Origin of the sequence: Vibrio sp. LQ2 (assembly GCF_023920125.1) — a bacterium.
GTDB classification, from domain to species: Bacteria; Pseudomonadota; Gammaproteobacteria; order Enterobacterales; family Vibrionaceae; genus Vibrio; species Vibrio fluvialis.
Genome location: NZ_CP085308.1, coordinates 2,863,056 through 2,885,864 on the forward strand (window position 1 = coordinate 2,863,056; position 22,809 = coordinate 2,885,864).

The window sequence follows — 22,809 nt, forward strand, 5'->3', positions numbered from 1 at the left end:
TCCAGCCCGTATCCAATTCAGACTGCGTCCATCAAGTCGATGGTTATGCATTTCTTATTGATACTAGGAGCCAGCGCAGCTCAATTCCAACTGACTGAATCATGTTCAGTCCATTCGGGTAATAAAGGTTTTCTCGTCGTCCACAAAAGCCACAAAGCCGCCGTGATAGATAAACACCCGACCACGCCCCTCAACGAGGCAGGCAAGCTGTGGGTTCAAATCTTCTTCGTTATTTGGCCTTTGAAACGTGCCGGTATCGGTGATTACGCCGTCGAGTTTAGGCAAATATCCGTAAGTGCGCTTGGCTTGATCAATCAGGCTCAATTCGCTGGTGGTAGAGAAGTAAGAAGGAATAGCACCAGCGTCTTCGATGAATAGCGCTTTCAATTCTTCAAAGGCTGTAATCACCAGCCAGTCGATGTCGTTAACATGATGGATAAACATGGAGTTTCTCGGTAATTCTAATGCGGCGATGTTATCACTATCCGGCGAATACGTCGTAGAGATTTAGTGACCAAAGGCAGCAATACTGTGCCATTCCCGGAGTCGCTAACTACCAACTACGCGACACGCAGAGCGTACACCGACGTGATGCACTTGTCTCGCATAATCGACCCGTTCACATCTCATCGCTGGCTTTACAGCTTTTTTAGACGATATGTTTAAGAATTCGATACTCCAAACTGAGTTCGCAAACATGGCGTTTAGTTGGTCTCGTCTTCTAGGTCTTTAAAACATTTGATATTCGAAGCTTTCATCTCAACCGTCGTAGTAATTTGTTTCTGAAATACCGTATTCTCGGCAAAATTCGATGATCTTACAGCCAACTTCCACTTCCTTTAATATTTTGAAGATTTGTATGTCTGAGTTACGTGTTTTTTCATCGCGAGTTCTCCTTTCCTGCTCCGTCTAAGCCGAAGAACTCTAAAATAGTATATCGCTAGTTTAGGGGGATATTTACATCATCGCTTAGTTCGTCTTTATCCTGGCTATCTTATTTCAACTAGAAGATAAACGGGTAGTCGTTGGAGTGTATTCCGCGGAACCTTCAGACAATGACGTTTGTGCTCTACCAGTTTGTTCGAGAACTAGACCACCAGCAATAACAGGAATTAGGGCTTTTACATTGTCGGGAGTTCCTTGCGAGTCATGTTGTCTTGTTCAGATGAACACACCACCCAATCATTCATAACACGTTCAATCAATCTGGTTTTGTTCTCATTCGAGTTCCACAGAGGCAAAGCATAAGCAACCATGCTCCAGTCAGCTTCGCAGCGATTTAATAGTTTTCGCCCCCCCCCTCCAAACAGCACCTTCATTGTACTTGGGACAAATTCGCTCTGTTGCAATGCGAATAGCCGCAGGCATTTTCTAACGCTCAAACTATGTGATTAATCCCATATATTCCTCACAGCAAGTGTAAAGCATGGACACATCACAACTGATCATAAGCCCAGCATGTATAAAAATACACGTTTTTTAGGGGTTAATTTACAGTTACATTACTGTATAATTCCCCAAATTTTCATATGAGTTAGTTGTGCAATACAGAAAGGAACTTGACGGCTTAAGAGCTCTAGCCGTGCTAGCTGTTATTATTTATCACGCAAACATTAAATTTTCAGGCATTACCTTGTTTCAAGGTGGTTTCTTAGGTGTTGATATATTCTTTGTATTATCTGGTTACTTAATCACAGGAATCCTAAAAAACAAGATCGAAACGGAACAATTTTCTATATTTAATTTCTACTGGCGTCGGACTAAACGTATTGTTCCTGCCTTATTCACTATGCTGATTGTGACATCCATAGTAGCCTACTTCGTTTTATTACCATCTGACTTAAATAAATATTCTCAGTCATTAAAGTCTGCAATATTTTTCGGTTCTAACTATCATTTTTACAATGAAGATAGTTATATGGCTCAAGCTAGTATTTACAAACCGCTACTTCACACTTGGAGTCTTTCTGTAGAATGGCAATTCTACATAATATATCCAGTTGCTTTTTGGTTAATTGCAAAATTCTTTAGAAAGTATCTATTTGGAATACTGATTATCTTTTCCTTACTTTCTTTACAATACTCCGATTTCATCGTTCCCAATCAACCAGAATCGGCTTTTTACTTACTTCCAACTAGAGCGTGGGAATTTATCTTAGGTGGGTTAGTAACATTTTTCAACCGAGAACATTTAAAAAATCCACGTACTGACAGCATCGAGAATTTCATATTTAAGATATTACCTATATTAGGATTATTCTTAATCACCCACAGTTTATTTTTTTTAGATCACAACATACAACATCCTTCATTCATTACCTTGGTTCCTGTATTAGGAACTTGTCTTTTCATTATGTTTACCCATGAAGGAGATATTTCTTATACAATGTTATCCAAAAAACCGATCGTTTTTATAGGCCTAATCTCATACTCTTTATATTTATGGCACCAACCTGTTTTTGTTTTTTTTCGAATGCTTAAACATGACAATATAAGATTTGAACAATTTATCCTGTTAACATTCATTTCTTTTATTCTAGCGCTATTGACTTATAAACTCGTTGAATTTCCATTAAGAAAAATAAAAAGTACACTTAAGTTAATATCTGCACTAGTGTTAGTAACTATAACATTGTATAAAACATCTGATATTTATAGCAACGGACTACCAACTCGATTCAGTGAACTATCAGAATTATTCTCTGAAGATAATGCATTAATTGCAAATAAAATCAACAATCTAACTTGTCAAAATGCAAGATTTCCGAATATATGCCAAACTATAAGCAATAAAAATGGAACCGTTATATTAATAGGAGATTCAAACGCGGGAGCAATTTCACTTTCCGTAAAAAATCACTCTATAGATAATGGTTACAATTATATACAAATATCAAGTAGTGGCTGTGAAACCCTACCACTAAACACCATCAATGAGTATGAAAAATCAAAGTATTCAGAACACCAATGGAAGACTATAGAACTATGTGTTTATAATTCTAATCATGTATTTGATTTAATCAAAAAACACCCTGAAGCTGATGTTATATATCACATTACAAGAATTGGAACGTATAGTGAAAAAATTGCTAACAGGTTAGGTGAAATCGCAAAAAAAGTAAAAAGTCTGAATATAATCTATCCTATTCCACTAGGGGAGAATAATATAAAAATCAATTTGTTTAAATTAAGAAATAGCGATAGCATTTTAAAATCACTTAATGACAAGATGACTTTCTCTTCCAATTATACAGATGCTACAAGATATAAAAATGGGGCATATGAAACATACAATAATGTCTTTGGCGAGAATATTAGACGATTTTATATGGAACCGTATTTTTGTGATAAGAGTAATTGCTACACTCACGATAGTAAGAATATTTACTACGTTGATGAGCGTCATTTATCAATCTATGGTGCAGAAAAAGCTCTAAGCGATATTATGCCGAAAATATTAACTAGGTAAAAGAGATGAAAATTGGATTAAAGCTCCGTCATGATAACCCACCCAACTTTAACGCATAACATGGTGTAGTGGTCAACTAAAATTGGCCACGGTTTTAGAGTTTTCCCAATACAGTCGTTCAGACTCATTGGGTGTTAGACCACCATTATATTGATGTGGCCTGAGTTGGCTGTAGTAGCCCGTGATGTATCGAGTTATATGTTCTCTCGCTTCGCTAAAACTCCGATAACCCGACACGGGTATCCATTCTGTCTTTAAGCTTCTGAAGAACCGTTCCATCGGACTGTTGTCCCAGCAATTACCTCGCCTAGATAAGCTTTGCTTGATTTGATAACGCCACAACAGTTGCCGATAAGAACGACTGGTGTAATGACTTCCTTGGTCGCTGTGGAACATCACGCCTTTCGGCTTACCTCGTGATTCAAACGCCATAGAGAGTGCTTTCCCTGTCAACTTACTATCAGGCGATACTGACATCGCCCAACCAATTGGCTTTCTCGCGAACAGGTCGATGACAACAGCAAGATACATCCAGCGCTGTCCCGCCCAGACATACGTCACATCACCGACCCAGACTTGGTTGGGAGCGGTAACGGCAAATTGTCGAGACAGATGGTTTGGGATCTCTACGTGCTCTTGTGATGCCTTTTGATAACGGTGCTTCGGTGTTTGGCAGTTTGCCAACCCTAATGACTTCATCATCTTAGAAGCTCGATACCGTGTCAGTTTTACACCTTGGGCCGTTACCATGTCGGCAATGCTTCTTGCCCCAGCAGAGCCGTTGCTTGCCGTATGAACTTCTTTAATAAGACTTTTTAGCTTCACCAACTCTGGAGAAACACGCTTAGGGCGACAACGCCAGTATTTATAACTGCTGCGGTGGACACTGAACACATGACACAGGGTTGTTACGTTAAAGCTCTGCCTGAGTTTCTCGATTATCGAGAGTTGTTCAGTGAGTCCGACATTAAGAGAGCTGTAGCCTTTTTTAATATTTCATTGTGCTCTTCAAGGCGTGCAAGTTTCTTCTTCAGCTCTCGTATCTCAATTTGCTCTGGTGTCATTGGTGAGGCTTGAGGTGCTACTCCCATTCTTTCTTGCTTGAGTCGCCTTACCCACTTATCCATTGTCGATTTACCCACACCCATGGCTTTTGCGGCTTCAACAACGGTGTAGTTTTGGTCGAGAACAAGTTGCGCTGCTTCGAGTTTGAATTCCGCACTGAAAGTGCGTCTGGTACGCTTGGTCATAGTTTCACCTGTCATGCTATGAGGTGTATCTTAACACCTCTAATAAGGTGGCCAAATTCACCGTACCACTACAAACCACTTCTAGGCTAATTGTTCAAAAAAGGCTCGCAGTATTGAACTGCTCCCTTTGCCTTTAACGTAAACTATATCCTTGGTGATGGCCTTAATCGCATAATAAGCCTGATGCGCGGCACTTTTATCACAGAAAATTACCTTATCCGACTTTTTTACCATGTTGGACAGTGCCGCTGTGTTCGTTTTATCCGAGTTTAAAATGATAGTGACATTTGGGCAGTACTTATCGATAATATCTTTGGCACGGCTCAATGCACTTTCAGAAAGCGAATACAACCCAACGGTCATATGGATTGAAGAAAGGTCTGCATACTGATCCTCTATACTCTTCTGGCTCAACTCTGGGAACTCATACCCCAATAGCAAATAGTGTATGTCACCAAACGTTACCTGTTGGCTTATGGATAAGCGGGACCAATTGTGGTTGGCAAAATCAATCAATGAGCTCCCAAATGTATTAGCCAACCCTTTACAATTTAGGGGAGTATATTGATAAACCAATTCATAAAGGTCAATGAATTTAGAGAACGTGTACAGCGTGAGAGCATCATCCTGGCAGATAGCAATAGCGTCAACCACTCGGTCATATTCGGATTTGATATGGTCCAACGCTAGGCTTCGCTCAGCAAGTTCTATGAGAAGCTCAAGAGTAACTACGGACTTTCTCTCGTCAATAGCTATCAACTCGAGCAATGCTATCCATAATGGTGCGTTTGGAGTAACTTCTCGCTCATCAACCCACTTAATAAAGTGTGGTAAAACATTGCGGATAACCTCCGCATCAATCGTATCTTCGATAGCTTGCAAAACAGCATCACCGTCAAACCTATCGATTGTCCAATCTCGGAAATAGTCATAACTGATCGTCAGCACCTTGTCTTGAGCGGAGAACCAGTCGGACCAAGTTTCGATGTGATTATACGTGTGTGCGACCTTTGCAGTTCCTCTACCCACTGGGGCTTCTACCTTCGAAATGTCCTGGTCTAAGTCATCTGCAGTGTGTTGCTGTGGTATTAATCTATCTTCATCAGACTGCGTGACAGGGAACTGGTCATAATAGATATCCTCCATCTGGTTAAAGATGCCGCGAAGTACTTTGTTGGATTTGATCTGTCGCACGACAGGGTGTGGCAACTCAAACAACCATTCAACTAGGGGCTTTATTTCCCCCTCAAAGCACGTCTCACCATACTCAAGAACTTTTACCGCATTTTTCAAGTTACACTCTAAGGCAACTAATTTAACTACCTGTGACTCAACCAGTTCACTAGTAGGTTCCGCACTGCGATCGATCGAAAGCAACTGCTGGACCCATGCTTGCGGGACGCACTCAGGCAGTTGCTCGGCAAACCCTTGGATATTTAGCGCAAAGGCCAATATCGCCCACGCTTTCCAGAGGTAGACCGAGTATGGCGTATCTTCTTCAAGCATTGGTTTACGCCTAAAGAAAGACTGATGATCAAGAAGTGCTTCTTCTAGTGCTTTCCAGTTCACTAAGTTCAGATTTTCTGTGTTGATGCCATGGTTTTCTATATGAGCTTTCAGTACTAACTCAACCACTTTCTGTGCGACGACACCGGCAAGTAAGTGTTCTAATTGAGGGTGCGATATAATTTTATCCCACTCGTAACCCGCTTCGTATACTTGCAACTCAAGAGATAGAAGATTTCTATGGTCTAAGAGTTCTTGATTTTTGACCTCTTGAAAAAAGGTATTAGCTTGTTTGCCATCATGCTGGTTACAGGACCAAAAGAAATCACGCAAAATTCGGCCAAGAGGCCGAATCACTTTACTCTCAAGTACTGGTCGACGATTAAAGCTATTGATTAAGCGAGTAATTACCGACTCAACGTAGGTTTCTACTGGTTCCTGACTATTTAACGCCAAATTAGGTAACGGATTACGGCGCTTTACCACGACCACGCCATGCTGGTAACGCTTTAACAACTCGGTTTCGTAGGTAAGCTTAGGGGCAACATATAACTCCGGTAACTCGGTGTGCGAGGTCCCGAGTGAGTGCTGTGCCCACTGAATAAGTTGGTCGGTTAAAACAAAATCGTCACAAAATAGGTAGTCACGGACATATGAACCATCGCTCCCAGTTAAGTGCTTTATCTCCGTTGAGGCGTTGAGTAACTTCCTTGCCGTCTCAACGCTATTCACATCTGACACCAATTGGCTGTCAAATTTAATCTGGTTTTCAGCCGAGAAGAACGCCTGTAGTAAATCTTCGTTAGAGGTACACTTCATCGTCATCCTCCTCAAATTCTTCTACATGTTCATCGGTTGGCCTATCCATCGGGTACGCTGTGGTAAATTCTCTGAACGCATCTCCGATAGCCTCTTCTGATCGATCTAGAATCATTAATTCATCATTTCGGTTCGTGCCCGAGTAGGTAAAATTCATTGAACCACTAAGTAACGCATCCTTGGTAAGCAAGCCTTTCGCATGCAGTTCTTCACTCAGTTTTAGGTTAACGTTATGAGAGTTGCCAAGCTTTACTCTGATTTCATTCAACGCATGCGCATTCGTTTCATGGTCTTTGATTACAAAGTTAACAGTACAACCTGCATCAACAACAGTTTCTAGCACTTCAAAGAAAGTAAGCATTCGATGTCCCCAACCAGGGTTTAACGCATCAAAGGCACCGGAGCGGTTGTCTAGCAGATCAAAGTTACTAACCCACGCACTAACCAACCACACCTCTTTAGGGTTGAGAATTTCACTAATCAGCATTGAAGCAATGACTTCCCTAATCTGCCTCTTCCCGGAAAAGGTTTTCGTCATTATGCGCCTTACCTTTAATTGGGTCATTGCAGGCTCTCCGCCAGTTCAATATTCATTTCAATTTGACCAATAGATGATTTAACCATTGAGATTCTTGGATATACCAACAGTCCATTCATATCGATTACCATTGTGTTGATCAGTGCGGACACTGCGCCGATTTTATGTCTAGATCTGGTTGGGATCACAAGCACGCCTCGCCCCTCTTGGCTAAGAAGCAGTTCCAAGTTGTCGGCCCAATCTTCACTACTGTCGTAAGTCATCTTCATTGCTTCATTGTCGAGGATACTTGTTAGTAGGAGCCTTTCGGTACGAACTCTTCGGTTAACGAAACGATTGTAGCTTTCAAGACGTGCTTGACGAATCTGGTTTCCTCGTGGCCACAATAGCCCCAAGATGAAGTTTCGGTAGGTACTCAGTTGCTCAGAATTGTTGTGGTGTTTTTTCGCCAATAGGTGAGAAACAATAGCCAGCGGAACTTCCATTCCTACCTTATTTTCTATCTCTCGCCATTCAGTCAGTAACTGAAATAAGAAGCTATCATTATTGCTATCACTGCCCGGTTTAAATACTCTCGTGTGAAGCATTGTGCTCCATGAATGGGAAGTGAAAATACCAGTGTTTGATACAACCCTATTCAGTGCTTTGTTTGCCTCGACTCTTTCTGCATAACCCACGGATTGCCGCAATGCATCAAATGCGTCAGAAATTTCCGGCTTAGATTTTTTCTCATTGAGCAAATGGTAAAGATCAAAATCAACCTGCTCGCGTTCACCTGCGCTAAACATTTGACTGAACTGAGAGATTACATTTAGCGGGTCTTTGGCGTACACCTCTTTGAAGCGATGAATAATGCCAACGCCACCGACTTCAGATTCTGTAATCCACGCATGTATTTCATCACCAACCCAATAGTGGTCGACGACAACGCTACCTTCGCTAACATCTGGCAATACTTGCAAAATCAAGTTCGATACACCACCAGAAACTGTTGAAGCCAATACATCTTTTATCCATTCTTGATACTCAGGAGAACCATCATTGTGATTAATTGCATCTAACGCCTGAAGGATTTCTTGCAATCCTGATTGGCTATCAAAGTACTCGACCAACCTTTCTTGAAGAGCCTGTTCTTTTAAAACAATATTGTCATCTTCATCATCGTCTGCAACTAAATTAAAGACTTCTGATGGGATGGATTTCAACAGCATCAACCCAGACGCAGTTGACAGGTGTGCAACCGCATCATCAAGGTTCAAGCCTTGCTCTTCGATCAAGATAGTCAGGGCACAGGTAACACACTCAAACACCCACTTTGCGAAGAAGAAGCGATTCTTGTATACAATGTGATGAACGAAACTGTCCTCAATATAGGAAAACCTCAGCGCAAATTTGTTATCTGCAAAGGATGCCATATGCCTACGCTGCTCATCAGTAAATTTAAAGACCAGTTTTACGCCATCAACCAACAGTCTTGTACCGACTGCAACCGGATTGCCATCCAAAACCCAGTTAAATTGAGTCAGTGCAACCTCTTGAGTTCGCTTAAATTTCAGTTCCGCATCAGCGCCCGTGCTGTAGCGAATGACCTCTATTGGGTTTGCCTCATCATGGGTATAAAATGCCACCTGAGATAGGATGCCTGCCCAATCACTGTTCTGCGGAACACTGATACTCTCCCCTCGGTCATTAGGTGTCCTAAATTGAGACCTCCATCGAAGCTGTGAATTACTCGTCCCGGCCAAGTTAAAATACTCGCGGGGGTCATTATCGTACCCGGTTGGTATTCGCTGGGTTCTCATCTTGACGGGTTGATACACAGAAATCGAATCACCATCTTCGCCGTGAATATCAGTTATAAACACCTGTTGTTCTTTGCTATAAAACGCCTGCTCAATATCGAAATCTACCGATGCATTCACCCCGGGCTGAGGTAAAAAGTTATCAGGAACCAACCAGTCACTATCGTTGTGGTCATCATAATCAAAACGCTTCGAAACTCGCCCGGGCGCAAATTCCTTTAAAGCTGCGAAAATACCCATTTCCTCAGGTTTGTTGAATGGCTTTTCCAATGAGCCGCGCTCTAAATTGATATGAATTGATGCTGCGTGCAATTCACTAAACAGGTTAGCCGGAATGAACTCTGGCATCGGGTGCCTTATGTCGTCAATGAGTCCTGCCCATGCTTGTCCATCAAGCGCCCAGTTTGTTTCTAGCTTGTGTAACAAACTCGGCAAAAAATCCATCATTATCGAACGAGGCGAGGCCCATAGGATATGCTGAAGCGCATAATTATCTACCTTAAGCGCTCCCTTCAGATACACCTCCAGATCCGTACTATCTGTTTCAACCCAACGCTCTACGACCCTTTTTATTCTCATGCGAATAGCTTCAGGGACGTTTTTCGGTTCTGCCAAACTGCGCCAAATATTCACCTGGGAGAAAGGTTTACTCAATAAATCAATAATGGCCACACTGGCCTGCATTTTCTGCACATGCGCATTATGTACTGGCAAGCTAAATGATTTAACCTTCGGGCTGACCAAATGCTCATACTGCTGAAACGTAACGCGGTCGCGACCATAGTCTGACAAAATGGTGTACATCCACGGTCTAGTCCCCCGCTTTCGACCTGCTCGACCCTTTCGTTGCAGATAAGAGGCTACCCCTCTAGGCGCCTTATGTTGAACAACAGCACCAACTTGCGGGTCGTTAAATCCGACTTCCAATGAGGCTGTAGCCACAACCATCTCAGAATCATTATTTACACCGGTATCTTGGCTAGAGGTTCGACCGACATTTCCCCGGGAGTTTTCCGTCATATCATGGCCAATCTTAGAACTGGCCTCCCAATCTAAGCCTAGACGACTGCGTAACTCTCCCCTAGCGTTATGCATAAAGTCAGGGTGAAGTTTACTTCTTAAAAAGGCAAGCGAAGGGACATCTTTAGGCGTCCCCGAGGTTCGCCAACCTTCAGCATCTCGCAACTGATTGTAGAGACGATTAATCACGTCTAGATCATCGGTAAATACAAAGGCCTTTTGACCAAACACACCGTCAGACAGATTCTTTCTAGGTCCACGCAAGGGATCCAGCATTCGACTTGTCAACATAGTTGACTGAATGGTCGTTGATAAGAGTGCGGTTTGAGAGACAGGATCACCCTTAAGAGCCAACATATACTCGGCCCCCTCCTCTTCCATCTCACTCTCTTTTGGTTCGATGAGTTCAACATCCTGTTTGTAGGTGCTGGTTAGGTCGGCAAAAAACTGCTCTGCATCATCAAGGGTTGCGGAAAGGCCTACGAAATGTGGAGCAATATTGGAGCGCTTCATCCAACGTTTCAGGAGGTAAGAAACCTGAGCACCACTGGTTCCCTCATAGGTATGTACCTCATCCATTAAAACGACTGGGATTGAATAGCCTGTGTCGACTCCAAATAAATGATTGGAGCCGTTGTCACTGAGTCGCTGATTCAGCATCTCGGTCGTGGTGAACAAAATATCAGGTGGGGAAGCTTCTATAGACTCGCGCGTTAAACCAATTTCAGATTCATCTATTTTTTTAGAGCAGCGTTCACACTCTAGGCGATTATGTGCCTTACGATAGCGCAACTTACCCTTACAGTTATCCTCCGGACAGGCCATGGTGTTAAACGTGGCATTATCTTCTACTTTGCTAGCATAGAAGGTATCACTAAAATAAGTACCGATTTGGATCTTGCGACAGCCTTTCTGCTGGAGATAAGCATCCAACTTTCTGACTTCTGCATAGGTTTCTGAGAACTGGTCCTTCAACAATTCCTTGCGTGGATAGATTGCCAGAATACGCACTCTCGAGCGACTGTCGGTAAGCAGTTGTGTCGCCAAACTCGTGATAGCTGGTAAGTAAAATGACAACGTCTTACCACTACCAGTTCCAGAGCAGACGATTGTTGCACTTGGTTTAAATTGCTTCCTAAGGTGCTGGCCATACTTTCTCAAAATGCGTTCCGTAGAACGTACTTGGAAGCCAGACAGATTGTATTTTATCGACCCATTAGTCAGCAATAAATCCAGTATCTTTGACTGCTGTTGGTTGGCAAGGCCTTGGGTTTGCCAACGCTGAATCAAACTGTCAGAAGCCTCAGTTCGCATCGGGTAACGGCGGCGACGGCGAAGAAATCGAAAATCAGAGACTAGCGTCTTGCTTTTCGAGATCGATTGCCCGTGAAACCATTGGCGAGAGGCAACCTGCAACCTGACCGTCTGAGCCATTCTAGTTCGGTAAAGTTTGATCTCATCGTCCTGCTCAGAGAATAGGTAACAAAGCCTATCCATCTCCTGTAGAACTTCCTCGGCTGACAATGGAAACACAACATGTTTGCGAATGATAGCTAGGATCTCTGCTTCAGTGTGAGACACCGAGGTATCCCCCCAAGCCAATAACTCTGTTTCACGTTCTTCAATGTCATCTAGGCAAGACAGCATTACCTTTTTTAGATCAGACATTTGGTGTCACCATAAACTTACTCAACATATTGTTTTCTTTTAGCCAGATGAAAACTTCTTCCGTTAACAAATCCAAGGTTGGGCGGGAAAACTTATAGTTATTTACCGAATTAAAGAATTTCTGCACCGACTCTGGTAGATTGTCGGTATTCATCTGACTACGTAGTTCAATAAGCTTTTCAACCAATCGGCAGATTTGGGTAAGTTGGTCAGGCTTGAAACTAAAACCGTCGAGTTCCCGACTAAAGCTCTCTAGTGTCAGTTTGTAGCTCTTATACAAGACTTCATCATTGTAGACATCGCGTTGGTTTTCTAAGATCAACTCTGGAACAGTAAAGTCTTTTCGCTTCAAAATCACCCAATCTTGCCACGACTGATCATGGAATTCAGAAAATCCTTTGGCTTTATGCTTAACGCCATCTTCCAGTTGGTATAAAAAGTTATTCTCCTCCTGCAGAGATTTCTCTTTTAATTCCTCCCATGACGCTTGATAGTTTGCCAAGAGCTCAAATATTTTGTCTATGTCCGCAAAGACTTCAGCTTCTGGGTCTATTGGCACACCGCCATGCTGTGCCAACTGCTCAACCAGATGTTTTTTATTGGCCTCTACAGTCAAAGTGTCTGCTACTTTATTCAGGCGATTAGCAATCTTAGAATAACCGTCAACGACACTCCGGTTTTTACTTAGTTGAGCGTGGGTGTCAATCTCCATATTCAACCGACTGAGTTTTGATTTAAAGCTCATCAATAGTCTCCTTGCGAGCATCCAATTCACGAACTGCTGATTCAATCTCGCTCAGATAGTTTTCAATGTTTTCTCTGAACTCATTCATTCTTTGCCCACCAAGTTCTTCATTACTACGCTGCAGTCGTGGCAATGCATACTGCTCAACTGTTGCAAATTCATCGAGCACAAGTAACCATTGGCTTAGTTGCTCACCGTCAATCTTATACAGCGCTTGAAGTTGCTGTAATTCGTCCGTCGATGCGACGAATTTTCGAGCATTCTCAATCAACGACCACTCGTACATCTCTCGCAATTTATTGAGCTTATTTTTTGCTTTTCTTGTGGTGGTTGAATCCGGCATCATATCTGTCTTTATATTGCTGTAGACCTGTTCAAGCGTATCGAATTGCGTCTTAGCATCATCAGAGTTCACTAGCTCAAAAACATCGTTGACAAAGCGATTTAAGCGCTCAGACACCTCACTTTGTGCCCGGCGATATAGAGTTCTTTGTGCTGGTGTAAAAGACTCTGCGGGGATATCTTCCGACGCCTTGAGGTACTCGCTGTACAAAGGAGCGTCTATACCCACTTCGGCACCGCCTGCTAAGGGTGAATAAGAAATTCGCATCATCCACTCTCCCCTGGTGTTATCCCACTCTTTAAGCAGTTCGTTCTGAAGTGCCGCAAAGTCGTCATTGATTGGTGCAGGTAATCTGTCGGCAATATGTTCGCTGCGCTGAACAAAGAGATCCAACAATTCTTTCTTCGGTTTGTTAATTCCTAGGGCTAAGGCTAGGGCTTTCTGCTTTGCTAGCAGTTTCGGGGTCTCGGAACGAACGTGAGTAAGGCAATCTTGTATCGCACTTGGGATCCAGTTCGCCATAAACTCCATGTAATACCCATAGTCTTCGAAGCCTTTAGCATAGTTCCAACCGAGTTTTTTCTTGACATAGTAGTCATAGCGCACGATAGCAAGGATCTGCTTCTTCAATTGGAAACCAGCATCACTGTCATTAAGTTGATCCTCTTTGCATAACTTCACAACATCCAAGTCAATCGAAGCCACGGATTTTGGTATCAAGATATTTAGTCGATTGCGAGACTTTAGAGCAATATCAAACAGTGATTTATTACCTGACCACTTGTTGGTACTAATCACGCCGTATTGAGACAGGGTTGCATCGTCATACAACACATCAAACAGGTGCTTTCGTATACTATTAGAGGTTGGAGCATCGAGTCGGGAGTCTCCGTTGAACCAGTCATCAATTTTGACCTCCAGATCATAAGTTTCGTCACAGATACATTCTAACTTGGGCTTACCACAACTAGTACATTTAGGCTCTGGCGGAGCTTCACAGATGCACTCTTGTTTAGGTTTTGAGCACTTAGCACAGTTCTCTACCTTGCTACAGGTACATTGCTCGATGAGTTCCGAGCAGTTACTGCATCGTTTCGTTTCAGATGAGTGTTCACCAAATTTATCTGATGGCAGGTTAAACACATCCGCCTGACTGCACGTAATACTCTGTTGAATCTCATCAAATGGCTGTCTAGCCCCAAGTGTTGAGGCGTAAATGGTTAGGAAATTATCCAACCTTCTGCGCACGATCTCATCAGCAACATAGTGTTTTCTCGACCATTCACGGATAGAGTCAGGCACCCTAAACTCAAACTTAGTGGTAAAATTAGAAGCGGGAAAATCATCATTGATAAAATCAGCTTGGTTGTCTCGAAGAATAGGGATCAACAACTCCTTGATTACTACTCGAGGATTAAAGCTTTGACTACCTTGTCGATATACCTTGAGCTTGGCTAGGTTGACAATGGCGGTTCTGCTCAATGGAAACAGTGGTGTTCCATCAGAGGATACCCCGAAATCTTCGAGTGCCTTAGCATCCGTTTCTGATAGCTCTTCGGCCGTCTGCCAGATAGGCACACTACTGCTTTGGTTTGTATAGAGAGAGTTGATTTTATCGATCCCCAGGCGCGCCGCATTCAGATAACGGCCGCAGAAATCTATCAACAGGTCTTTATCATCTTTGTGAGACGAGCGTTCCTGCGCTGTCGGGATACGCCATTCGAGTTGCTCATCCCCGGCGCGAGAATGAATACTCTCCTGCCTCTCTCGATAGGTAGCTTGACCAGAGGTCGTTGCTATAACAGACTTCAAGTCACACAGATTATTCTCGCCTGCGTAGGTATCTTCCTGGATTAAGCCATCCAGAAGAACGTTATCAATAGCTGAAATAGCAGCCAGATCCTCAATCAGTATGACCAGAGTGCGCCCCTGGGCTTTGAGTGCTTTTCGAATTGAGATAAACAGATCAGGAAAGGAACCACTGTTGAACTTAAAAAGGTTATTAAAGACCAATTTACCAGTATCGTTGATAGCTTGATTAATGATATCAACCGCTAACTGAGCTCGTTCATTGTTTTCAATATCATCATCAGTAAAGAAACGTAGAGCCTCAAATGCACGGCGTGCATCAACATTGAGATCATCTAATTCAAAGCCGATATTTGCAGAGATATTGATATCACTCACTTCAACTTGATATGCCGCATCTGTAACCTCGGAGTAACTTCTTGAACGACTCAAGCGTTCAATTGTGTTGGTCACTGGTTTATTATTGCCAGACAAAAAGCGCTGGAAGGTACGATCTGAAAAACAGACACCAAGGTGTTTAGCTATGGTAGATTTAGACTTTAGCTCTTTGGCTAATACGTCATTCCCGGCCTCTCTCTCTGTCTTAGATAACTCCTTAGACTCTTTTGCCAGAACATTACAGGCCTCTTCCAAGTAGGTGAAGAATAAGCGCTGGATAAGATCTTGTGACAGTTCTGAACCAACGGATTGTATATCTTGGCGAGCCCTGTCAAACTCCTCTCCCTGTAGTTTTTCTAACAGACGGGTTAATACCTGAACCATGGTGGCATTTTTTGGAATTCGAACAATGTGCCACTTTTCATCATAGCCTTGCTGCGTCAATTTGGCATGAACCCACCTAACGATATGCGACTTACCGCTACCAGACTCTCCAACAACAGGTAGTGGGCCATTATTTTTTAGCAGATAATCTAGAAGATCCGCTTCGGTTTTTTCTACGACTTTACTTCGGTCATTGAAACTGGTTGCTTGCAGACGCATTGGCGAGTGAACCGATAGCAAAAGTGCATCACTAAGCACCTCAGCTTCACTATGGATACAGGCTGAAACATTTTCTAGAGAGGGCCAGTAGTTTTTTATGCTCATGATTTGCCCCCTAAGAATTGAATAGTACTGATCATTTTCTCCTGACCATTTGGCAGTGTTAGGCTATAGCGGACAACACTATCCGACGCCAGACTACAAGTGATAATGCGCTCTTGCGTTAACCTTTCAATTGCAATACTTAGGCTTGCTGAGAGTTTGACACCTTTTTCAGCAGGCGAGAGAGTAGTATCAAGTATCATCTGTTGCTCTACCAATTCACGGTATTTACCCTCATCGAATACCGGTAAACAATGATTCAGCTTATTCAAAAAATCATCAAAAAATAGTGAGTTACTACTTTCAAATACTTGTGGAAGAAAGGTCTTTATGGCGCGTGTAGGGTCAACAAAGTACTGTTTTTTACCAACTTGCTCTAGAAACCCCATCATATGTGCATAAGCAAAAAAGTTAGGGCGTTCGTTCGAGTTCAGCGACATAGCATTGTCAACAGCATCGCTGTTTATAAGGCTTGCAACCAGTTCTCCAGCTTTGTTGCCATCCAAAGGTTTCTGCCCAACAAAGGTGACTTCGTCAACGCAAAGAAAAAAAATAACAAACCGCAGGAAGGGCTCGATGCCATTACCTCTAAAAAGGTCAAAGTCTTTACTGGCGATCAACTTAAGCAAGCGTTTCGGCAGGTCTCTAGTATTGTCCAATAGGAATGTAGAGCGTACCCCTTGCTCAGTTACGTTCCAAAGTCCTGCATCCCCCCAGAACTTAATCGTTTGCTTAACTTTTTTTTCTGAGTCTAAGCGCTTGAACTCACCATTTTCTAGTCGCTCCGTCCCTATGAACAGACTGGGGGGTGCAACCAATGACATCAATGTATCTAAAGGCAGATACTTACCCTCATTTTTGTCATTTTGAGAGAATTTAGTAATTATTCGGTCAACTGCATGTAAGGCTTCGACACTACTTCCCGGGTTAGCGTTGTTTATTATTGACATTATTCATGCCCTATCTTATTCATAAAATTAATTAGAGAAATCGAATCACTTTGCGCTTCCCACCATTGACGACTAGGATGGTTACTATCTTTTAGGATTTGATTAGCGATAAAGTAGTTTTTGCCCTTAGCATAATAAGGGCTATCGACCTCACCTGAGTTGCGGATATCAGTAACCACCAATGAGTAGCGCTCCGGTATTTGCTGGTCATTGTCTTCATCGAGGGCATATTCCTCTGGTGATACCCATACCCAAAATCGTGATAGACCGGCAGGGTTCTGTTCGTGGATGGCGTTAACCAGCGTTCTTGGTCCAACAATACCGTTAACACCTTGCTTGCTGTTTAGCGCAATAAACGCCTGTGAGATTGTTTTTTCTACACCCACGCTACTGGTGAAATAGACGCTTTCCAGCGAAGCAATACTGGCGTTTTGTGCGCCGCTTATGTTGGTGAAATATCCCACAGGGACGCGCTTATACCCCTTGCCTTTCGAGCGACACTCGGGGCAACTTCCACATGCCATACTCGGTGCTACACCATTTAGTCGATAAGCTTTTTGAAAAAGATGACATAGCCCCTGAGGGTGTTTATCTTGCAACCAACTCTGCAACATATCAAAGCTTTGATTCTGATATCTAAGCTCTGACTGTCTTTGATTTTCAACCACATCAAGCCAAATCTCTTTATCCCATTCCCCGCGTTCATCAAGAACCTTGACGGTGATTGAGTTGTAGTAGTTTGCCCAGAATGCCTTTGCCTCCTCTGGGTTGTCTGGGGCCTCTTGGTCAATGGACTCGAACAATATTTCAATCAATCCACTTCGTTGCATAAGCAGCAAGGTCAACCAGTTCCAATCGGTCGAGCGTTCGGTTTGACGCCCCAAGCGCTCTGGGCTAACCCTAAGATCAACATGGTAATGGCGATATTCACTGTCGTGGTGGATCTGCCGCCCATGTTTTTTCATCGTCGTCCAACGCTCGTGCCCAACATCAACGGTAATAATGGCATCTTGGTTCAGGCGCTGCGCTTGAACAAACTGCTCAGGATGGTAAACCATCTCGCAATAGGCCGCCCGCCCATCTCGCCCAGAGCGACCAATTTCTTGATAGTAGCGATCGACATTTTCTGGGATCGATGCATGGATAACACTACGTACATCCCCCTTATCCATGCCGACACCAAACGCAGAGGTTGCAACAATGATATCAAGTTCATCGTCTTGCCATTGGCGTAGGATAACTTCACGATCCGACACTTGGGTTTCCCCATTCACAAGGCGGCACCTTGTTAGACCAAGCTTTCTAAGCTCTTGCAGTATCCGTTTACTGTCTTCGACCAACGATGTGTAAACAATCATGGGCTTAGGGGACTGCATCACCTTGTCTAAGAGGGTTTCTAGATGATTGTGTTTGGCCACTTTGGTCTTAACGGTCAGCATCTCTTGGCGTAGGAAGGAGCCATTAAATATCAAGGGAGTCTGTATACCCGTACAAAATAGCTTCTTGACGGTGTTAATATTTCGTTCCGTGAAGGTGGCTGACATCAGCACGGTTTTAATTGAATTACCAGAATCCTGTTTAAGAGAGGTGATCAGTGCACCTACCCGCTGAAAGTCTGGTCTAAATCCAGCACCCCACGTATCTATTAGGTGAGCCTCATCAATCACGATATTAGCGATGGCTTTTTTACCGGCTTGCCTAAATATCAGCGGTAGCAAACTCTTGGTCAAAGACTCTGGAGAAACAAACAATACCTGTTGCTGCCCGCCCTCTATCTGTTGGCGAATAGACGTTTTATCTTCTTTGCTCAATCCGCTATGCCACGAATAATCTTTAACCGTGCTGACATCTGACGCTTCTAGTATTTGCTTAACTCGCTGTGCCTGCTCAATGGCCAGAGCAATGGTCGGAACAATGACCAGGGTCAATTGATGACTTTGCGAAAACAAGGCGCATGCATGTGCAATCAAGGTCTTACCACACCCAGTCGGAAGATTGACCACAACGGTACTCCCAGGATCCGCAAGCAAGGTGGTTCGAACCGCTTCTCTTTGTGCGTGACTGGTGTAGTGGGTATACTCATCGTTCATCTTCAAGGCTAGCGCCGGATCCATTTCAACCTTGTTGATTCTGCGTTTTTCACGCAGGTTGTACACGTCGCTGTACTGCGGATGCTCAAGGTCAATATCCTTTTCCATCACCAAGGCGTTGCGTGCCGCATCAAAATTCAATCCCAGCGCAAGGGGTACTGAAAACTGCTCTGAAGTTGGTTTGAAGCCAAGACTTAGCGATGGACGTTCTTCATAAGCACACCATGAAAATAGGCAATCCTTAGCTAAGATCCAAAACTCCATTAAGGTGATATCACCATCCCTCAACGCACTTTGTAGGCGCTTAGTGTATTGATTTTCCGGATAATTGGCCAACTGGTGAACGATCTTCTGCGTGCCTGATTCAGGAATAACTTCCGCTAGTCGACTAGCATTCGTGAACAATGACATTAACTCCCCTCCAGCAATATCACTTGCATAGAAAGCAATGTATGCGAGGCGTGTGATGGGTCAATATGAGGATTTTTTTTCATATACTCGGTATGCTGTTGTTGCTGACTCGTGCGAAAGACCTCATCGATAGCATGCTCCCATGTGGTTTGGGTATAAATCTGCTCAACGTACTCCCACAGATCCGTCACATCCTTACCTGTTTGCATCATCGAGATATTTAGATCTTGGTATGGAATGGCGATCTCTCCAATCAACAGGCTACTTCCCTTCTTTGAGTAGGGGGCGTTAAGCAGTTCTATATTTGGACTCGTTGAGATTAAGGTTCCATTCGATTGATAGGCATATTGACTGATCATTGGAGTCGCAACCCTATCCTTAGAGAGTTGGTTACCGCTCGCCCCATCGTCATAGGTGGTTAACCATTGAGTTTTGATCACGAGTTGACGTTGTATCTTGGCATTCACTTTTCGAATCAACGCACTGGTTATCCCGTAAGGTAATTCACTAGACAACCTATATATGGCGTCTACAAATGGTTGTCCAAGTCTAAAGGGATAAGCTCCGGTCTGCGCACATTTGGAACGCTCAAGCGACATGGGATGAGTTCTTGGCGTAATATACGATGAGTTGTCAAAATCTAGTCCGATAACGCAATGCTTAATCAGGTCATTAACATTGACTCGGGTTCGCTCATGTTGAAATGACAAGGTAAACGAATCCGGTATACTTCCTTTCGACCGATTAAACATCAAGCCATTTGTAATCCAGTTTAAGTAATGTGTTGACGACTCATCAAAGCGTTCATCGGCACTCTTAATACGTTCAGAGAACCTTACCGATTCTCGTACATCTAAGGTATCTCGATCCATCGTATCTTGCACCTCCAACTTACGCAGTTCCGTATTTACGATACCGTTTGACCGACTCAGTTCCACTTCCATCTCTTTGAGTTGTTCATAGCCATGTAACCAAACCCTTGGCCAGGACGATTGTAGAAACTGATCGATAGGCTCTTGAATACTCGCTCGATACTCTTCAAAGGTACCTATACCATGGCGCAGCACATCCGCCCAACCACGATAGAAACCATCACGCGCAGGGAGCATGATCATATTTTGCACCGGGCTAGCACCTCGGTTTTGCGCACTGTAGCGATTAAGTCGACCATTCCGTTGCTCTATTCGGTGAAGTTCAAGAGGCAACGAGTAATGGATAGCTAATCGTTTTTTCCCTTGGAGATTCAGACCATCTTCACCATGTTGATCGCAAACCAGTACGGATACAGCATCTTGTTGAATAAACGATGGTTCTATACCTGGCACATGCCGCTCTACCGAGCAACCAAACAACTTATCTAGAACCTTATAGACACTATCTGCGACGGACGGTTCGCCGCAAAATACCACGACTTTTCCCGATGGGTGCTCTTCTTTCCATTCAACAATTGCTTGTTGCAGGGCCTTGTCTTTTGCCTTTTGCTCAGATTTTGCTACATCAAGCATACTCATCCATCGTTCACGCTCTTCAACAGAAGTAAGCTTTGAGAAGGCTTCCGTCTCAATCTTTTTAGCGAAGAATTCCGGGCTTAGCATGAGCGCATTGACCCATGAGAGGTAGTTGTGCTCACACAATACCGATGAATCAAGTACGCTCTGCATTGCCCTTAAATCATCGAGCTGCTGATCAAGCAACACCTCTGACAGAGGAAGGTTCCAAGTGATCACTTGAGAAGGATTTAAACCCGGGAACAGATGGACAATGCTATTGTTCTGCAGCGCTCCATTCGAAGAATTGCGGCGATTACGCAACATGCGATAATTAGCAGTATATTTTTCGCCAAAATACTTTCTTAGCCCCAATACCGCTTTGTTTCTGATAGCAGGGTCGACTTCATCATCATTGTAAAAATCAACTAACGGTTTTGCTTCTTCAATATATTTTTCGAGCTCAGCATCTTGCAGATTCAGGTCTTCGATAGCCTCGATTGCATCTTCGATATCATCATCTTCATGACTCGGATCAAGGCTACGATAGAGAGCCACATAGTTCGACTGGTTGGTAATATTTGCTGTCAATTGCTCGACACCTTTCTGAGTAAGTGGGTACCTACTTGGTTCTAAGCAATGCAGCATGGCGAGGTAATCCCGCTCACGACCAACTAGAGGGGTACCTGTTAAAAGCAAAGAACAATCAGCGAATTCTGAAGCCCTAGCGAGATTATCAAAGATTGTGCGCTCATCATCTCTATCAGACCAAGCCAACTCCGAGAGGTGGTGAGCCTCATCAATTACAATCATGGTGGGTGCTTTAGGTTGATCCTTTTTAGCATTCAACTGCTCAAACTGCTTGTTTAAATTGAGAATATCCTGATATTCACCAATGTAGATAATCTGGTCTGGGTCGAAGTTATCTCCCAGTGAATCTGAGGCTAAGTCAAGGATATCTCCAAGGTGAAAGCGAGTCTCTAGCTCTTTCTTCCACTGGCCAATTAGTGCCTGCGGGGCGATAACAAAGACTCGAGCCTGCCTACCTTTCTCGTTGATGTGGTGACGAAGTATCAGACCTGCTTCAATGGTTTTTCCTAGGCCTACTTCATCACACAGTAGATATTTTTGAGTGCTATCACCAAGTACTCGACTTACCACTGCCAACTGGTGGCTTTCCAATTCGACGGCACTACCGAGCAAAGCCGGAATAGACTCACATGCGGTTCGTTGATCAAGATAAGCTTCGAAGAAACGATTACGCATCTCAGTCAAAAAAGGCGACACTGTACACTTAGCTTTTAGGAAATCTTGGGGTTGCATAGTAAGCGAACTGGCAAAATTTGGAACAAACAGATCTTGCACATCAAATACATCAGAATAACTGCGACTAAACTTAATTAAGAACTGATCGTTAGGCCTAGTGCCGTCATAAAAGCCCTGCTGCCAGCGCTGCTTTGACCCAATACGGCAAAATACTATCGACTGGAGTTGAATGCTTGCGGTTTGCAACTCATTCGCCTTGACCGTGATTTTTCTTTCATACGGTTTTTGTGGTGAGTGGAAGAAAGAAATATCTGCAGTCTGCAGCGCCGTGTTTATCGCAACAATTTTACCAATACCAGTAAATGCGGTTGAACTCTTAACCAAAGAACCGATACAAACAGAAGACATAAATTTCCCCATCCATGCAACATGCAACATGCAACTACATTCGTGTTTTTTCGTGAAACTGTAGTCCTAAAGCGCTAGTCCACACTTTTCTAATACTTTAGATAGTATGCATATAAACTAGGATGTATATAAGTTGGTATGAAAT

Annotated in this window: 11 protein-coding genes; 1 reads left to right on the forward strand and 10 read right to left on the reverse strand. The window is 43.3% G+C overall.

Going from position 1 to position 22,809, the window contains the following annotated elements; all coding sequences use genetic code 11:
• Positions 1–105 precede the first annotated feature (105 nt).
• Positions 106–444 carry a cytosolic protein gene (locus tag LGV68_RS13505; RefSeq protein WP_158129625.1) on the reverse strand — a complete coding sequence of 113 codons (339 nt, stop codon included), beginning with the start codon at positions 442–444 and terminating at the stop codon, positions 106–108.
• 1,096 nt (positions 445–1,540) lie between these two features.
• On the opposite strand from LGV68_RS13505, the gene LGV68_RS13510 reads away from it, so the two are divergent.
• Positions 1,541–3,469: an acyltransferase family protein gene (locus LGV68_RS13510; RefSeq protein ID WP_252535431.1), complete on the forward strand. Its 1,929-nt coding sequence runs from the start codon at positions 1,541–1,543 to the stop codon at positions 3,467–3,469.
• A 72-nt stretch (positions 3,470–3,541) separates the two neighbouring features.
• On the opposite strand, the gene LGV68_RS13515 is transcribed toward LGV68_RS13510, so the two are convergent.
• From LGV68_RS13515 to dpdE, 9 genes are all read right to left on the reverse strand, one after another.
• A protein-coding gene (locus LGV68_RS13515; RefSeq protein WP_252535433.1) for an IS3 family transposase occupies positions 3,542–4,719 on the reverse strand; the annotation gives its coding sequence in 2 pieces (ribosomal slippage) (positions 3,542–4,452 and positions 4,452–4,719; 1,179 coding nt in all).
• An 81-nt stretch (positions 4,720–4,800) separates the two neighbouring features.
• Positions 4,801–7,044 (reverse strand): protein DpdD, encoded by a 2,244-nt coding sequence (dpdD, locus tag LGV68_RS13520; protein ID WP_252535435.1) that lies wholly within the window; start codon positions 7,042–7,044, stop codon positions 4,801–4,803.
• Complete coding sequence (gene dpdK / locus LGV68_RS13525) at positions 7,028–7,609, reverse strand: phospholipase D-like domain-containing protein DpdK (RefSeq protein ID WP_252535437.1); 582 nt, start codon at positions 7,607–7,609, stop codon at positions 7,028–7,030. The genes dpdD and dpdK overlap by 17 nt, the downstream gene beginning before the upstream one ends.
• Positions 7,606–12,072, reverse strand: a complete 4,467-nt coding sequence (gene dpdJ / locus LGV68_RS13530; protein ID WP_252535439.1) for a protein DpdJ — start codon at positions 12,070–12,072, stop codon at positions 7,606–7,608. The genes dpdK and dpdJ overlap by 4 nt, the downstream gene beginning before the upstream one ends.
• The gene (locus LGV68_RS13535; protein ID WP_252535441.1) at positions 12,065–12,817 is read right to left on the reverse strand and encodes a hypothetical protein; all 753 of its coding nucleotides are present in this window, start codon (positions 12,815–12,817) and stop codon (positions 12,065–12,067) included. The genes dpdJ and LGV68_RS13535 overlap by 8 nt, the downstream gene beginning before the upstream one ends.
• A complete protein-coding gene (gene dpdH / locus LGV68_RS13540) occupies positions 12,807–16,055 on the reverse strand; it encodes a protein DpdH (protein WP_252535443.1) in 3,249 nt (1,082 codons plus the stop codon). The genes LGV68_RS13535 and dpdH overlap by 11 nt, the downstream gene beginning before the upstream one ends.
• The gene (gene dpdG / locus LGV68_RS13545; RefSeq protein WP_252535445.1) at positions 16,052–17,002 is read right to left on the reverse strand and encodes a protein DpdG; all 951 of its coding nucleotides are present in this window, start codon (positions 17,000–17,002) and stop codon (positions 16,052–16,054) included. Before dpdG ends, dpdH begins: the two co-directional genes overlap by 4 nt.
• Complete coding sequence (dpdF, locus tag LGV68_RS13550; protein ID WP_252535447.1) at positions 17,002–19,503, reverse strand: protein DpdF; 2,502 nt, start codon at positions 19,501–19,503, stop codon at positions 17,002–17,004. The genes dpdG and dpdF overlap by 1 nt, the downstream gene beginning before the upstream one ends.
• Positions 19,503–22,664 (reverse strand): protein DpdE, encoded by a 3,162-nt coding sequence (gene dpdE / locus LGV68_RS13555; protein WP_252535449.1) that lies wholly within the window; start codon positions 22,662–22,664, stop codon positions 19,503–19,505. The genes dpdF and dpdE overlap by 1 nt, the downstream gene beginning before the upstream one ends.
• Positions 22,665–22,809: the final 145 nt, after the last annotated feature.

Bases quoted from the DNA above. Each gene is read 5' to 3' on its own strand.
- dpdE (WP_252535449.1), bottom strand. From the start codon at position 22,664: ATGTCTTCTGTTTGTATCGGTTCTTTGGTTAAGAGTTCAACCGCATTT.
- LGV68_RS13535 (WP_252535441.1), bottom strand. From the start codon at position 12,817: ATGAGCTTTAAATCAAAACTCAGTCGGTTGAATATGGAGATTGACACC.
- LGV68_RS13505 (WP_158129625.1), bottom strand. From the start codon at position 444: ATGTTTATCCATCATGTTAACGACATCGACTGGCTGGTGATTACAGCC.
- dpdK (WP_252535437.1), bottom strand. From the start codon at position 7,609: ATGACCCAATTAAAGGTAAGGCGCATAATGACGAAAACCTTTTCCGGG.
- dpdH (WP_252535443.1), bottom strand. From the start codon at position 16,055: ATGAGCATAAAAAACTACTGGCCCTCTCTAGAAAATGTTTCAGCCTGT.
- dpdF (WP_252535447.1), bottom strand. From the start codon at position 19,503: ATGTCATTGTTCACGAATGCTAGTCGACTAGCGGAAGTTATTCCTGAA.
- dpdG (WP_252535445.1), bottom strand. From the start codon at position 17,002: ATGTCAATAATAAACAACGCTAACCCGGGAAGTAGTGTCGAAGCCTTA.
- dpdD (WP_252535435.1), bottom strand. From the start codon at position 7,044: ATGAAGTGTACCTCTAACGAAGATTTACTACAGGCGTTCTTCTCGGCT.
- dpdJ (WP_252535439.1), bottom strand. From the start codon at position 12,072: ATGTCTGATCTAAAAAAGGTAATGCTGTCTTGCCTAGATGACATTGAA.